Consider the following 15,627-nt stretch of genomic DNA (forward strand, 5'->3'; position numbering starts at 1 on the left):
GTATGAAGATGAAACACAGTGATGATTAAAATAACCTGATAAAGGCCGAGCATATCGGCCTTTTATTTTTAATAATGAATTTATCCGGGCATACAATTGATCTGAAACAATTTAAGCAGAAAGCCTTGCAATGGGCCAATACTTTTGATGTTGCCACCTGCCTTAGCTCCAACCACTTAGGCGGCGCTTATTCCAAATTTGAAACGCTGATTGCCGTGGGCGTTCAGCATCAACTGGTATGCCAAAGCGGCGAGGCTTTTCATCAGTTAGATCTGTTCAGAAAGCAACATCCCGGCTGGGTGCTGGGCTACCTGGGCTATGATCTTAAAAACGAAACAGAACAGGTATCCTCCCGCAATCCGGATCATCTTCAGTTCCCGGATATTTATTTTTTTGTTCCGCAACATGTCATCATCATTAAAAATAACGAGGTTGAATTAATTTCTGCCGATAGCGAACAAGTGCTATTACAAATTGAGCAGCAAGAGCTTGAGCAAACAGCTCCGGTAGCCGCGATGCATCTGCTGTCCCGTTTTAGCCGCGCCGAATACATCCAAACCGTTAACACCATACAGCAGCACATCAGCCGGGGCGATATTTACGAAACCAATTTTTGCCAGGAGTTTTATGCCGAAAACGTTCTGATCGACCCTTTGTCAGTTTACAACCATCTTACCAGGATCTCGCCCTCCCCTTTTGGCTGTTATTTTAAGCTGAACGATCAATATATCCTATCGGCATCGCCCGAGCGTTTTCTGGCTAAGCGGGATAAGCAGTTAATATCGCAGCCCATTAAAGGCACAGCTAAAAGAAGCGCCAATAAAGCCGAAGACGAGGCATTAAAACAAAGCCTGAAAGAGCACCCTAAAGAGCAGCAGGAAAACGTAATGATAGTTGACCTGGTGCGCAACGACCTGACGCGCTCTGCTAAGCCCGGAACAGTTAAGGTGGAAGAGCTATTCGGTATTTACAGCTTTGAGCAGGTGCACCAGATGATATCGACAATTGTTTGTGAAAAAGACGAAAACTTATCGGATGCGGAGGTAATCCGCAACACCTTCCCGATGGGCAGCATGACGGGGGCACCCAAAGTAAGCGCCATGAAGCTAATGGACCAGTATGAGCGCAGCAAACGCGGGGTTTATTCGGGCGCTGTAGGTTATTTTGCCCCCGATGGCGATTTTGATTTTAATGTGGTGATCCGCACTATTTTGTATAACATTGGCAATCAATATCTGTCTTTCCAGGTAGGCAGCGCCATCACCCATGATGCCGATGCAGAAAAGGAGTACGAAGAATGCCTTTTAAAAGCCAAAGCGATATTAGAGGTGCTGGGGCAACATAAAAACGAAAAACAATGAAACCACTTTTGCTGATTATAGCATTCCTGCTTATTAAAACCACCGGTTATGCGCAGGATAATAATTTACCGACCCGCGATGCTTTTAAGCTAACGTTAGCCGTTAATGATACCAATTTTTATGCGGTTGATATTAAGCAATCGGCCTATGTATTGCCCGATAATACCGTCCAGATGTATCCGGGAGAAAAAATATACCTGGAAGCCGACTTCGTTAATCATGAGTTAAAGGCTGTAAAGAGCGTAAAATCGATCGTAAATCCTGAAAAAACAATCACCATTAGTTTTGATCAGCACAAGGAAGGAAAAAAGCACCAGCAAATGGTATTGAAAGTGATCAACCCCTTCGGTACCAAACTGAAATATCAGGCCAGTATCTTCCTGATGAAACAATACAAATGGGTTAAAACGGACGTATTACCTGTTGAGGCCAAACTTGCTGCATTTGAAACCTGGCCCGATGTTATTGTAACCATCGCTCTATCAGGCTGGCAACTTGAATAACGCTACCCCCAAAATGTTTGAGTGTATTGCGTGGATGGGGTAAAGGTTTCTCACTCATAGGTTTAATTTGTGCCATTGATAGTGACAAATCAAAAACACCTCGTATAGGGGCCATACGGTGCTTCGACAGGCTTATAATCACGTATCGTTAAGTTGTTGATTATCAAAACGTCTATTTTGGCTCTTATAATCAGTATTCTTAATTTATAACATCGGCACGCTCAATCGCCGCGTGAAGGGCTGTTACTTTTGTCTTGACACAAAAGTAACCAAAAAGTCAAGACTGCCCGATCCTTCCGCCCACAGGCCAGCTCCCGGCCCGGCGTGCAGTCAGGCCTTTGCGCACTTTTCCTGTCTGCGCAAAATAGCCTACAGGTTTCAAATGTCATCCCTGTTTTTTCCGGACTGAGGCCCGGTGGGATACTCAGCATAACAGCCTTTACGCACAGAAATGGAATGTCACGTTACCTTACGGAGCCACATCAAACCCCTCGTACAAGCCACGCAGTACCGTCCTTCGACTACTGAGCCTGACCCAAGCATCAGGATAACAGCCTTTGCGAACAAAAGGGCTAAGTATGGATATCGAATCAAAAGAAGGGGTGTCATGCTGATACTTCATCAGGCTCAGTAGTCGAAGCGCGGCATCGCCACCATGTCATCCCGAGCGGAGCGAGGTACCTTTTACGTGCGATAAGTATACGCCAGACAAACAGTTTATTGCAAACCAGGAACATACACAAAACAAACAGCATACCTGACGCCTCAAAAAGATTTCTCTCTCGTACCTCGTTCGAAATGACAAAGTTTTAGAGCTGGTCCGTCACCTTACCTGCAACCCTGACCGCAATATCCGATCCATCGGCAAAAAAGGCAGAGTAAGGCTTCGCACTTAAATAGGGTACAAACTCTTTACCGTACAATTCAACAATATCGGCATCAAAAACTGCGGTTTTAACGTCGTTTATCTGCCACGATACATGCTCAACCTGGTATTCAAGCGTGCTGTTATCTCTTAATTTATTATATCCCCAGTAATGTTCAAAAATAAAATCTTCGGCGCTGCTGGGTTTAATGGCCGATTTTTGGTTGTTAACTACGGCGCCCAATTTGTTCCACTTGCCTTTGAGCATCCACTCGTATAAGTATTCGGTATGGTTGGCGTCCACCGGTGTAATGCTGTGGCGCATGGGCAGGGCGCGGTAAGGCTCGTTATACAGGCTGTTGGCAATAACGCTGATTACGCGCCGCGGTACCAGCTCGCTAATAAATACGGCGCCCCGTTTCCATTCCTTGCCGTCAAAATATTTAACATAAAAGCGGAGGTTAACCTCTTCAAAATCAACATGCATAGGCCATTTGACGCCAAACACCCGCGTGTTTTTAAATAAAAACCCTACCATGCTTACCAGGGCTTTACCCTGCCATAAATCAAGCTCGGTTACCGGTGGTAAATAGGGTTTTAATATCTCGGGGTCAACCTCGTAATTCAGCATCAGGAGGTTGTTCCACTGGGCGGTCAAAAATTTAATTTTAGCCATATTGCAAATGTAGTTAACCGCCGTTAGTATATCTGTTAACGGTGGTAATATTTCATGGCTTCGGGAATGCGGCTCTCAATATCGGCCACACGGCGTGCGTCCGAAGGGTGATCACTCAAAAATTCGGGGGTTGAGCTTCCCTGGCTGCGGCTGGCCATGCGTTGCCAAAAGTTTAAAGCTTCATGCGGATCATACCCGGCCATAGCCATAAAGGTAAGGCCCAGCCTGTCGGCCTCCGACTCCTGGTTGCGCGAGTAGCTGAGCAATACCAGCGGGCCGCCAACGCCATATAATTGATTGATAACCGATACCGTGCTGTTGTTGGAGGTTGACGATGCACTGCCTAAAATACCACCAACGCCTTGTGCAACCATTTGCTGCGAGATGCGCTCGGCAGAGTGGTGGGCTATGGCATGGCCTATTTCGTGAGCCAGTACGGTAGCTAAACCGGCATCGGTTTGGGTTACAGGCAAAATGCCCGAATATACCGCCACTTTACCGCCGGGCATACACCATGCGTTTACCTCTTTACTTTGGATGAGGTTAAACTCCCACTTAAAATTGTACTGATCGCCATAGCCATTATCTTTTAAATATTTCTCGATGGCTGTTGATAGCCTGATCCCTATATTTTTAATACGCTGGGCATCGCTTGTACCTCGAATAACGGTAGTTTTAGGGTCAGACAGTAACTGGCTGTAGCTTTGAGCCGCGGATTGATTCACTTCCGAATCGCTCACGGCATTAAATTGTTTTCTTCCGGTTAATGGTACTGTGGTGCACGCCGCAAACAGAGTTGAGGCAACAACTCCAATTAGTAAAGGCTTAAAATTCATGTCAGGTTGTTTTACGTTTAAACAGGTTAACTTTAGACTCTTTGCCTTTTAACAAACGCTCGATATTTTTTTGATGGGTAACCAATATCAGTACGCAGATGCACATGCCATAAATAACAACCGATTTAATATACAACGGGAATATAAATGTAACCCCTATTAAGTATGTAAAACTGGCCAGTATGGAACTTAAAGATACATACCGTGTAATTAATAAAACAACAATAAATACCGTTACGCAAAGCAAAGACGCCTGCAAGTGTACAGCCAAAACCATTCCAAATAATGTAGCCACGCCTTTACCTCCCCTAAACCCCGCAAAAATTGGAAACAGGTGGCCCATTACGGCGGTAATACCCAGGGCGAGCTGAAAATTAACAAACGCGGTGGAGTGGAAAGCGCCCGTGGTTGATATACCTATAAAATAAGCCAGGTTGGTGGCCGTCCAGCCTTTCAGGATATCGATAAGCATCACAGGGATGCCTGCCTTTTTACCCAATACCCTGAATGTGTTGGTTGCACCAGCGTTACCACTGCCGTACTCGCGTACGTCAACATTGTAAAAAGCCTGCCCAATCCATACAGCCGTGGGTATTGATCCAAATAAATAGGCCAGTATGAGCGCTGAAATCGAATATATTGAAATCATCTCACTACAATAATACTAATTGCCGTTGTACTATCCATATTATTTTATGCATTAACAGCTTTCAGACTCAAATCAAGGCTTTTAACCGAGTGGGTTAAGGCCCCTATTGAAATATAATCAACCCCGCATTCGGCATAAGCGCGTACGTTTTCAATGGTTATTCCGCCCGATGCTTCTGTAGTGTATTGGCCGTCAATAATTTCAACAGCTGTTTTGAGATCGGGTATGGTAAAATTATCCAGCATAATACGCTGTATTCCACCGGCTTTAATAGCCTCATGCAGTTCAGTAAAGTTTCTCACCTCTATTTCAATATCAAGTTGTTTATGGTGAGTTAACAAATATTGGCGGGCATTGTTGATGGCATTAGCAATTCCGCCCGAATAATCAACATGATTATCTTTAATCAGTATCATATCGTACAAACCAAAACGATGGTTAACACCGCCTCCAATTTGCACCGCCCACTTTTCAAAAAGCCTAAAGCCGGGTGTTGTTTTGCGGGTATCCAGTACTTTGGTGCCGGTACCTTGCAACAAAGCTACAATTTGATGGGTTTGCGTTGCAATGGCCGACATGCGCTGCATACAATTCAATACCAGCCGTTCGGCTTTTAAAATACTGTGTACACTGCCTTGTACATTAAAGGCTATATCGCCCGTTTTAACCGGGTCGCCGTCTTTTAAAAACAGTTCAACGCTCAGGGCGGGGTCAATCACGTTAAAAGCTTCAACCGCCAGGCTCACGCCAGCCAAAATACCGTTTTCTTTAACCAGTAACTTGGCTTTGCCCTGGGTACCCGCAGCTATGGTAGCTAACGAGGTATGATCGCCGTCTCCTACGTCTTCCGCGAGGTAGGATGCAATAAGTTTGCGAATTGCAGGTATGTCCAATTTATATTTTCTTAAAGCATCAAAAGTAAAAAAATACTTTCAACTACTTTATCTTTTCCATTTCAATATGTAACTCATTGATTTGCAACAAACCATTATTATTACGCACCGAGCACGACGTTCGGTAGCTGCCCGTTTTGCCCGTTAAAACAAACACGGCAAACTTATAATCGGGGTTTGAGTCTACCCGGTGGATCAATTTAACCGTAAAAGGCTCATTTTTTGCAAAAAAAGCATTTGTTTTTGCCGTAGCCTGTTCTTTGGTATAGGTGTTACCATCTTCCATAATAGCCAGGTCAATATTAGGCGCAAAGGCCTTGCAAAGCTCGGCCCAACTGCTTTGCTTCAGTAAAATTAAAGTTTTTTCAACCGGATCCGCCGGTTTGGGCTGGGCAGCCAGCAACGAAAAAACAAACAAAAAACAGAGCAATTTCATAACATAAATTGGCTTAAAAAATGATCATCATCAGTTACTAACTAATTGATAAATTTAATGTTGTTACACTATTTAAATATACAAAAATTAATAGTATCGGCTATATTTGCTGCGTGGAAAATACAAATAAAAAAGTTGCCTTAATTATCCTGGATGGATGGGGTTATGGCCGTAACGATAAATCAAACGCTATTTTAGCTGCAAACACGCCTTATTTTGACTCTTTGCTTCAGCAATATCCGCATTCAAAATTGCAAGCTTCGGGTACGTCGGTTGGTTTACCGGCGGGCCAGATGGGCAATTCGGAAGTTGGACACATGAACCTGGGCGCAGGCAGGGTAGTTTACCAGGAACTGGGCCGCATCCATAAAGCGGTTGAAGAGCAGGAGTTTGACGAGAACCCTGTGGTTAAACAAGCCTTTAACTATGCTAAAGAAAACAATAAGGATGTACACTTTATAGGTTTACTATCCGATGGTGGCGTACACTCGCATATTAAACATTTAAAGGGCCTGTGCGATGTTGCCGGGCGTTACCAATTGCCACACGTTTATATACACGCCTTTTTAGACGGACGCGATACCGACCCTAACGGCGGTGTTAAATACATCACCGACCTGGAAAACCACATCAGCAATACCAACGTGCAACTGGCATCGGCTATTGGCCGATATTATGCTATGGACCGCGATAACCGCTGGGAACGTGTTAGAAAAGCTTACGACCTGATGGTGAACGGCGAAGGCACTAAAACACATAACATTTTAAAATCAGTTTCAGACTCGTACGCCGAAGGTGTTACCGACGAATTTATATTGCCGATAGTAAAAACAAACGACCAGGACGAGCCTATCGCTGTAATTAAGGATGGCGATGTAGTGATCTGCTTTAATTTCCGTACCGACCGCGGCCGCGAAATTACCCAGGCCCTAACTCAGAAGCCCTTCCCGGAGCAGGGTATGCACCCACTGGACCTGCATTATATTACCATGACCACCTACGACGAAACTTTTAAAAACGTACAGGTGATTTTTACTAAAGACGACCTGACACAAACGCTGGGCGAAACTTTGCAGAATGCCGGTAAAACTCAGATCAGGATTGCCGAAACTGAAAAATATCCGCACGTTACCTTCTTTTTCTCGGGCGGCCGCGAAAAGGAGTTTGACAACGAAAAGCGCTTGCTTATCCCTTCGCCTAAAGTAGCTACCTATGATCTGCAGCCCGAAATGAGCGCCGAAGGTATCCGCGATGCCATCATCCCTGAGTTAAAAAGCAGGTGGGCCGATTTTATTTGCCTTAACTTTGCCAATACCGATATGGTTGGCCACACCGGCGTTTTTGAAGCCGTAGTTAAGGCCGCCGAAACGGTTGATAGCTGTACCAAAGAGGTGGTTGAAACTGGCATAGCCAACGGCTACTCTTTTATTATTATTGCCGACCACGGTAATGCCGAATTTATGATTAATGATGACGGTACCCCAAACACGGCGCATACCACCAACCTGGTGCCTTGTATATTAATTGATAAGGATTACAAGGAAATTAAAGATGGTAAATTAGGCGATATTGCCCCTACTATTTTAAAAATATTAGGTGTGCCCATCCCCGAACAAATGAGCGAGAATGTATTGGTATAAAATACCTGCACGTAATTTAACTTTAATGGTTTGCAGTTGTTTACTTTTTAGCAACTGCAAACCTGTTGTAAGCCATGATGGCAGGCCTCCGTATTTTGATCTGAAGGCTTATTTTACCGCCGAGGCGCAAAGGCTGGGCAAACAACAGCGCCTGATTTTAAAAACGGTTAATTATAACAACCAGCCCGAAGAAAAAGATGTAGCCATTAAAAACTGGCAACGCGAACTGGCCCTGTTTACAGAATCGGATATCAACAAACCATCCTGGCGGGACAGTTACAAAAAAACGGCTAATAACGATTCCATTGTTTATAGGGCTGTGGATACTAACCTGAATACCCGTTACATCTCAATCCACTTAAAGGCTAAGCAGGTGAGCGGCATCCGCATAGTTAACTTCACCAAAAACCTGCTTTACCAAACCAAAGAAAATTTAAGCTATTATCCTGATTCGCTTTATAAAATAGAAAAACACCAATCGGTTAAGATATTGGGTGCAAATAATTACGAAATAACAGGTAAGTTTAAATAAAATCCTTTAGCAGGTTTATCGGGCCGCTATGGCCAACTGTTGTTTTGACAGATCGAGCTGTGTGCTGATATCCTTACGGTCGGGATTATCGCCCAATACTTTTTCCAGATCGGCTACGGAAGCTTTGAGCGAGTTAACGCCACGGTTTTTATCGTAAAACTTACTGGTTTTCTGTAGTTTAAAAATCCCGTATTCCCGGTAAAATATTCCACGGTTCTGGTAAAATTTAATATCCTGGGGGTTAATGGTAATGGCCTTGGTTAAATCAACAATAGCCCCTAATAAAAATTTCTCTTTATCGGCCGGCGTGGCCTGCACATCCCTTGCCGAATAGCTTTTTGCCATGGCCCTGTAGTAATAAGCAGAGCAATCGGTAGGTTTTATTTCTACCACCTTGCAATACGTTGATATGGCTTTTTTGTAATTCTCGCTGTGATAGTATGAGTATCCCAACATCCACAAAGCGTTTGCATTTGTTGAATCTACCACGCAGGCTTTTTCCAGGTGACGCACAGCTTGCTTAAAATCGCCGTCCATTAAAGCCTGTTGACCTAATTTTACATATGCGTTTTGAGCTTGCGCGACATCAAGTGAAGAAACAATTAACAAAGACAGAATGACTGATAATCTCATCAGGGGTAAAACTATATTAGGCGTTCAATATAGTAGTAAACTCTTTTCGTACCAAATTATTATGAATAGTACTAAATAAAATAATTAACATTTATTGCCGATGGATAAAAGCTTGGCACAGCTCTTGAAACATTAGCACATTAACCGTAAGTTAGTCAAAAACTACAAATAATTGCCTGATTTTATAAAACAGGCTGACAACTTGACGTTATTTACTAAATATAACAGGATACTCCATGAGTTTTGATCCATTTGATTTTAAGAACGCTTTACCGATAATAAACGAAGATTCCGAGTTTTTCCCACTGATGTCGTCAGAAGATGAAGAGGAAATTTTAACTCGGCAGGCTCTTCAGCTTGTTTGTTCAGCATCTGGTTAATCACCGGCTGATAAACTACCAGACTTTCAGCGGGTACTGCCTTCCCGTTTACCTGCATACTTATCAACGTCTTCCCTTTTAAGTTAAGCTGATACAATATGCCCCGCTCCTTGAGCAGATAAGTAGTATACTGATGATTAGGCAATTGCAGTGAAGTATGATCGCCAAACTCGTTGGGCTGATAAATCCTCAAATTCCCCGCGTTAATACTCCCCTGCTTTGCATCCGTCTTCATGGTATCAGTTGTAGTGGTAGTAGTTATTGTTGTAACAGCCGTGCTCCGCACCTTTTTACTCTGCTTACCACCACTGCCTACCACAGCCGAAGTGGTTGCCGTTACCAATTTGCTGATCTGCCCGGCGTTTGAAAAAGCGGCCATCAATAAACCAGCGGCTACCAAACCAAAAGCCAGCAACGATTTTTCGGCAAGATTTAATGATTGGTTGCTGTTAGACAGCAGCCGCGTTGCCCTGTTTAACAGATGATTGGGCTTGCGGGCAAAGGCCATGGCGTAGGCCGGTGCCGATAACTGGTACTCCTGGCACGATACCAGCGCCCTGATGTAGTTTACCTTGCTACTGGTTTGGGCTATCGCGATATCATCGCAGCAGTTTTCGCGCTCGGCCCTGATCAAGGAGGTGATCCACCACACCGCCGGATTAAAAAAGAACAGGATTTCCATCAGGCTGATCAGCAGGTTGGCCAGGTAATCCTTCCGGAGGATATGTGCCAGCTCGTGGATCAGGATGGCTTCTACCTCTGCAGGTGGCAGCGCAGTTATCATCCCCGCAGGGATCAATATCAGGGGTTTTAAATGCCCTATTACCATCGGCACCCGGGCCAGGCCCGATTGCGCTATGCCCACCACCTGCCTTATGCCCAACTGCAAAGCCAGCTGTTGCACCCGGCTTTGCCATACCCCATCAACCGGGGCAATGGCTTTGCGCCTTAAATAATACAGACTGTGCAGCCCGGTAACCAGTTGCAGGCTGCGCACGCAAACAATAATAAGCCAAATAAGCACCACCGCTTGCGTATTGCGGTTAAAATAAGCCGTTAAATAATCTGTAAAAGTAAGCGGAGCCAACACCGGGTTGGTAATCGGCTGCGCCGGATGATTGTTAGCCGCAATTGCTGTTTGATCAATACCCGGCGTATTAAGGCCAGCAGAAGCGCCCTTTAGCTCAATGGCAAAAGTAAGGCCTATACCCAAAGCAAACAAGCCCAATGTAACTAACAACAGGTTGTACCGCTTTGCCGCAGTTTGTTTACGGGTACAAACTATAATTAGCGCGGCTATGGCAGCAAGCAACAAGCCCTGCCATAACGAATGCAACAAAGTATTGCAAAGCGCTTTCATCACATCATCCGGTAGTACTTTTACAGTTGAAAAATTCATGGCAGTTTTTTTTTGAGTGGGTTAATCAATTATTCTTCCAGCTTGTTTAACAGATCCTTAATTTCCTGGAGCTCCTGCGGGGATGTTTTTTTGTTGCCCAGCAGTTGCATCACCAGTTTACTTGCCGAGCCTTTATACATCGAGTTAACAAATTTATCCAGCAAATGCGCCTTTGTTTTTTGTTCTTCTTCGGCAACGCTGTAAATGTGTTTCATCTGGCTCTCGTCGCGCTTAACAATCCCCTTGTCGGCCATAATCTGCATCAGTTTAAGCGTGGTGGTATAGTTCACTTCTTTTTGCTTCAGCAACTCATCATTAACGGCGCGTACAGTTGAGGGGCCCTTCTCCCATAAAACCTGCAATATCTCCAGCTCCGACCGGGTAGGTTCAATCTGTTTATTTTGATCTTCTTTATTCATCACAATTCAAAGGTAGAAAACTTTTCGTACGAAACAAATATTATGAGTATTTTTTTTGAATGATGATCAAAATTACTTTGAATTGAGGGGTTACCAAACTCCACTTCCTGTTAGTGGAACATTAACATCCAGCATTGTTGAATTTTAATTTTTGTTTTTCCTGATCAATTCCGCCGGAATAGTTATTTTTAGCCATGCACATCATCCATGAACTATTAATTTTCTAACCCACATGGAACAAAAAATTGGCCGCTTTATTGATCCTTTGAGTGATTTTGGTTTTAAGCGATTGTTTGGAAGCGAGCCCCATAAGGATATATTGATCGATTTTTTAAATCAACTGTTCGTGGGCCAAAAGGAAATTGCCGACTTAACTTACAGCCCCACCGAATACGCTGGCGATACCGATAAAATCAAGAAAGTATTTTTCGACCTGCATTGCACGGGCAAAAACGGCGAGAAATTCATCATCGAGATGCAAAAAGCCGAGCAGCGCAACTTTAAGGACAGGGCTGTGTTTTATACCTCGCGCCTCATCAATGAGCAACTGCCCAAAGGCGAGAGCCACTGGAATATCCAACTGGACGAGCTATACCTGATAGCCATACTGGAGTTCAAATTTAAAAACGGCAACCCAGATCGTTATCTACATAACGTAGCCCTCACCAATACCGATACGCACGAAATATTTTACAATAAATTGGGTTATAAGTTTTTAGAATTGCCTAATTTTGTTAAAACAGAAGAAGAGTTAGAAACCGACCTTGACCGTTGGTTCTATTTACTGAAAAATATGAGCCACCTGGAAAAAATTCCCGCTGTATTAAACAAACGGATTTTTCAGCAGGTATTCAAAATAGCCGAATTAAGTAATCTGACGAAGGAGGAGAAAGCAATGTACGATTCAAGTTTAAAAGCCAAATGGGATTATGAAAACTCGATAGCTTTTGCAGAAGAGAGAGGTATAGAAAAAGGCCGTGAAGAAGGGATTGAAATAGGTATTGAAAAAGGTATTGAGAAAGGTATTGAGAAAGGTGAATATAAAAGATCTGTAGAGGTTGCCATTGAAATGAAAAAAGAAGGCATCCCAAATGAACAAATAGCCAAATTCACCAAGCTCCCTATCTCAGTAGTAGAAAAGCTTTAGTAATTTGACGCCCCGCGTGCTTATTTGTTTTGATTTCTGAAGTTAAATTCCCGCTGTATTAAACAAACGGATTTTTCAGCAGGTATTCAAAATAACCGAATTAAGTAATCTGACGAAGGAGGAGAAAGCAATGTACGATTCAAGTTTAAAAGCCAAATGGGATTATGAAAACTCGATAGCTTTTGCAGAAGAGAGAGGTATAGAAAAAGGCCGTGAAGAAGGGATTGAAATAGGTATTGAGAAAGGTATTGAGAAAGGTGAATATAAAAGATCTGTAGAGGTTGCCATTGAAATGAAAAAAGAAGGCATCCCAAATGAACAAATAGCCAAATTCACCAAGCTCCCTATCTCAGTAGTAGAAAAACTTTAGTAATTTGACGCCCCGCGTGCTTATTTGTTTTGATTTCTGAAGGATCGCTCAAAAACAAGCATGCCGCAGATTTATCGCTCGCAAAAGCTCCCTCCCTCCGGTCTGGATGACATCGTTTGAGATGGGGTTTTAAAGAAATTGATAATCAGCACAATTCAATCTAACCATACAAAATCAATTTTACCGAATTTCCTTTTTAATCCGCTCTAAAATTTGTCATCCCGACCGGAGGGAGGGAGCTTTTTCAAGTGCAAGGTATACTGTAGACTTCCGCGTGGGCTTGTTATACAGCAGACTCATCGCTCGTAAAAGGTCCCCCCTACGGTGTCGGGATGACATCGTTTGAGATGGGGTTAAAGGAATAAATAATTCAATAATTCAATAATTCAATAATTCAATAATTCAATAATTCAATAATTCAATAATTCAATAATTCAATAATTCAATAATTCAATAATTCAATAATTCAATAATTCAATAATTACTTAATCCCCAAAAGCCTTAAAAACGCTGCCGAATTAGGTTCGCGACCTAAAAAGTTGCGCAGCATGGTGGCCTCTGGTACGGTTGCTCCTTTTTCTAAAATATCTTTACGGTAGCGGATGCCTGTAGCGGTATCCATCACGCCATTTTTCTCGAACACCGAGAAGATATCCTGCGCAAACACCTTCGACCACAGGTATCCGTAATAATTGGCGCCATAACTATTTAAATGGCCAAAGCTGCAAATAAAATGCGATCCTTCTGCAAAAGGCACCTTCGTCATGGCTGACAGTTCTTTAGACACATCGTTAATGTCGCGGCCTTTAATGGCGGCGTAACGGTCCTCGTAAGTAAAATCCAGACTGGCATAATATACCTGGCTAATGTTGGCCATGCTGCTGCCAACTGTTTGCGTTTGCTTCAGTTTATCAAATAAAGCTTTGGGCATCATTTCGCCGGTTTTGTAATTGCGGGCAAAAAGCTTCAGCACATCGTACTGCCAGCAAAAGTTTTCCAGAAACTGCGATGGGGCTTCCACAAAATCGCCCTTGGTGGCAAACGAATTTTGCGACGCGATGGCCGGGTGGCAAAGCAGGAAGTGGATTAAGTGCCCAAACTCATGAAACAGTGTTACTACATCGCCATGGTTTAACAAGGACGGCTCGGTGGCTGTACCTTCGGGGAAATTACAGATCAGCGTGCCCACGGGTAAAATCTCCTGGGTGGCTGTTTTATGATATAACGATATGTTGGCGGTTTCAAAGTGGGTATACTTGTTAGGCCGCGGGTATAGGTCTAAATAAAAAGTGCCCATTTTTTTGCCGTCCATATACAGCTCGTATGCTTTTACTTTAGCATACCAGAGCGGCACGCCCTTTACCTCAACAATGCGCAGGTTAAACAGCTTTTGGTAAACCGTAAACATCCCCTGTATAGTACTGTTCATTTCAAAATACTCCTTAATCTCGTCGGTATTAAGCTTGTATTTGGTATCAAATAATTTTTTGCGATAGTAGCCTATGTCCCAGGCCTGGATACCTGCCTGCGCTTCCGGATGATCCTGATGCTTTAGCTCAGCCAATTCGGCCAGTTCCGGGCCTACGTGCGGGCTCAGCTTATCGCGCAGGTCGTTTAAAAAGTCCCACACTTTTTGCGGCTTTCCGGCCATTTTATCAACCAAAGCATATTCGGCATAGGTTTTAAAACCCAGCTGCTGCGCCAACTGTTGGCGGTAATAAAACAGGCTATCCAATACCTGTATGTTTTTAGGGTAAGCGCGGTTCATGTATTTAAGGTACACGGCATGGCGGGTATCCTCTTTATCGGCATATTTTAAGATATCGTTAAAATTGGGGCCGTTTATCCTGATCATGTATTTACCATCAGGCAGGGCCCATGGAGCCACGGTTTTTTCGGGTACACCTTGCAAGTCAGACTTATCAAAAGTTATGCTGTCCTTATATTCGGCTATATTTTTATCAAATTGTACACCCAGCGCAATTATTTTATCGTTAGTAGCCTTCAGTTTTTTCCGTCCATCGGCATCCAGCTTCATCCCGTTGTTCTCAAAACCTATCAGGGTTTCCTTTAAAAACAGTTTCTGACTGCTGCTGAGCTGCGCCGCTGCAGGTAAAGCCGCAAAACGTTTAACGGCTTTGTACAGGGGCTCGTTTAAAAACAGACCAGTGGTGTACGATTGCAATTGCTCTGCCGCCGTATTAGCCTCGTTTCGGGTATCATCATCGGTGTAAGTTGCCGAAGCCAGGTATATCTTACCACCCAGATCGCCCAACTCGTACTGCAAATTATCAAAAGCTTCCATGGTATTGGCCCAGGTTTGTTTTCCTGGCGGGATAGCTGTTATAGCGCTGATGCGGCTGTTTGATAGCGCGATTGTTTTTGCAAGCGCAGTTTTAATTAACGAAGCATTCACCTGGTCATAAGCTATAGGCTGGTTTGAGTGTTGTAGTAAAACATTAACAGCCGGTGTATTTTGGGCCGTAGCCAGGCAGGGCACCGCACATAACAACAGGACGATTTTTTTTATTTTTTGCATAGTGATGTAAGTATAGCGCATAATTAATGGCAAGCTTTTTTCTTTTCTGATAATAAGGGATAAATATAACGATACTTATAAAGATAAGAAGGATAGTATGAAATGATTGAGTGGATGACTTTATTGGCTCAACCTTGTAAAGAAGACGATATCGCATTCATAATCAAGCACATTCTATACATGCACATACTTGCATAAGTAGAGCTTAGTTCGTTATGAATCGTAAATATATTTGGTGAGCCTGGTAGTGTATATAGCCACATCAAAAAAACAATGTACAGGGCCATGCCGCACGTCCTTCGATTACTCAACCTGACGAGGTATCAGGATGACACCTTACGCGCACAAA

General features: G+C 43.5%; 14 protein-coding genes and 1 pseudogene. 6 read left to right on the forward strand and 9 right to left on the reverse strand.

Going from position 1 to position 15,627, the window contains the following annotated elements:
• Positions 1 to 74: 74 nt before the first annotated feature.
• Positions 75 to 1,361 (forward strand): anthranilate synthase component I family protein, encoded by a 1,287-nt coding sequence (locus MUCPA_RS28710; RefSeq protein ID WP_008511318.1) that lies wholly within the window; start codon positions 75 to 77, stop codon positions 1,359 to 1,361.
• Entirely contained in the window at positions 1,358 to 1,864 is a 507-nt protein-coding gene (locus tag MUCPA_RS28715; RefSeq protein WP_008511320.1) for a hypothetical protein, read from the forward strand. The genes MUCPA_RS28710 and MUCPA_RS28715 overlap by 4 nt, the downstream gene beginning before the upstream one ends.
• A gap of 809 nt (positions 1,865 to 2,673) precedes the next feature.
• Here MUCPA_RS28715 and MUCPA_RS28720 read toward each other — a convergent pair.
• The 5 genes from MUCPA_RS28720 to MUCPA_RS28740 are packed head-to-tail and all read right to left on the reverse strand — an operon-like array spanning position 2,674 to position 6,219.
• A complete protein-coding gene (locus MUCPA_RS28720) occupies positions 2,674 to 3,405 on the reverse strand; it encodes a YqjF family protein (protein ID WP_008511321.1) in 732 nt (243 codons plus the stop codon).
• 35 nt (positions 3,406 to 3,440) lie between these two features.
• Entirely contained in the window at positions 3,441 to 4,241 is an 801-nt protein-coding gene (locus tag MUCPA_RS28725; RefSeq protein ID WP_008511322.1) for a M48 family metallopeptidase, read from the reverse strand.
• A 1-nt stretch (position 4,242) separates the two neighbouring features.
• The gene (gene plsY, locus MUCPA_RS28730; protein ID WP_008511323.1) at positions 4,243 to 4,890 is read right to left on the reverse strand and encodes a glycerol-3-phosphate 1-O-acyltransferase PlsY; all 648 of its coding nucleotides are present in this window, start codon (positions 4,888 to 4,890) and stop codon (positions 4,243 to 4,245) included.
• A gap of 44 nt (positions 4,891 to 4,934) precedes the next feature.
• The gene (gene nadC, locus MUCPA_RS28735) at positions 4,935 to 5,783 is read right to left on the reverse strand and encodes a carboxylating nicotinate-nucleotide diphosphorylase (protein WP_008511324.1); all 849 of its coding nucleotides are present in this window, start codon (positions 5,781 to 5,783) and stop codon (positions 4,935 to 4,937) included.
• A 43-nt stretch (positions 5,784 to 5,826) separates the two neighbouring features.
• Positions 5,827 to 6,219, reverse strand: coding sequence for a DUF4783 domain-containing protein (locus MUCPA_RS28740; protein WP_008511327.1), 393 nt, complete (start codon positions 6,217 to 6,219; stop codon positions 5,827 to 5,829).
• 113 nt (positions 6,220 to 6,332) lie between these two features.
• Here MUCPA_RS28740 and gpmI point away from each other — a divergent pair, with 113 nt between their 5' ends.
• Both gpmI and MUCPA_RS28750 read left to right on the forward strand, forming a co-directional pair.
• Positions 6,333 to 7,859 carry a 2,3-bisphosphoglycerate-independent phosphoglycerate mutase gene (gene gpmI, locus MUCPA_RS28745; RefSeq protein ID WP_008511329.1) on the forward strand — a complete coding sequence of 509 codons (1,527 nt, stop codon included), beginning with the start codon at positions 6,333 to 6,335 and terminating at the stop codon, positions 7,857 to 7,859.
• Positions 7,846 to 8,391: a hypothetical protein gene (locus MUCPA_RS28750; RefSeq protein WP_050982178.1), complete on the forward strand. Its 546-nt coding sequence runs from the start codon at positions 7,846 to 7,848 to the stop codon at positions 8,389 to 8,391. Before gpmI ends, MUCPA_RS28750 begins: the two co-directional genes overlap by 14 nt.
• Positions 8,392 to 8,406: 15 nt before the next feature.
• Here MUCPA_RS28750 and MUCPA_RS28755 read toward each other — a convergent pair whose 3' ends face one another.
• The 3 genes from MUCPA_RS28755 to MUCPA_RS28765 form a co-directional block, all read right to left on the reverse strand.
• Positions 8,407 to 9,024, reverse strand: coding sequence for a tetratricopeptide repeat protein (locus tag MUCPA_RS28755; RefSeq protein WP_008511331.1), 618 nt, complete (start codon positions 9,022 to 9,024; stop codon positions 8,407 to 8,409).
• Positions 9,025 to 9,282: 258 nt separating this feature from the next.
• Entirely contained in the window at positions 9,283 to 10,803 is a 1,521-nt protein-coding gene (locus MUCPA_RS28760; protein WP_008511332.1) for a M56 family metallopeptidase, read from the reverse strand.
• A 29-nt stretch (positions 10,804 to 10,832) separates the two neighbouring features.
• Positions 10,833 to 11,222, reverse strand: coding sequence for a BlaI/MecI/CopY family transcriptional regulator (locus tag MUCPA_RS28765; RefSeq protein ID WP_008511333.1), 390 nt, complete (start codon positions 11,220 to 11,222; stop codon positions 10,833 to 10,835).
• 232 nt (positions 11,223 to 11,454) lie between these two features.
• Between MUCPA_RS28765 and MUCPA_RS28770 the strand changes: the two genes are divergently transcribed.
• Together MUCPA_RS28770 and MUCPA_RS28775 are read left to right on the forward strand one after the other, a co-directional pair.
• Positions 11,455 to 12,369, forward strand: a complete 915-nt coding sequence (locus tag MUCPA_RS28770) for an Rpn family recombination-promoting nuclease/putative transposase (RefSeq protein WP_008511334.1) — start codon at positions 11,455 to 11,457, stop codon at positions 12,367 to 12,369.
• 46 nt (positions 12,370 to 12,415) lie between these two features.
• A pseudogene (locus MUCPA_RS28775) lies at positions 12,416 to 12,739 on the forward strand (Rpn family recombination-promoting nuclease/putative transposase); the annotation flags it as partial.
• Positions 12,740 to 13,220: 481 nt separating this feature from the next.
• Here MUCPA_RS28775 and MUCPA_RS28780 read toward each other — a convergent pair.
• Positions 13,221 to 15,278 (reverse strand): M3 family metallopeptidase, encoded by a 2,058-nt coding sequence (locus MUCPA_RS28780; RefSeq protein ID WP_157544003.1) that lies wholly within the window; start codon positions 15,276 to 15,278, stop codon positions 13,221 to 13,223.
• Between the last annotated feature and the right edge of the window lie 349 nt (positions 15,279 to 15,627).

The organism is Mucilaginibacter paludis DSM 18603, assembly GCF_000166195.2.
GTDB lineage: Bacteria > Bacteroidota > Bacteroidia > Sphingobacteriales > Sphingobacteriaceae > Mucilaginibacter > Mucilaginibacter paludis.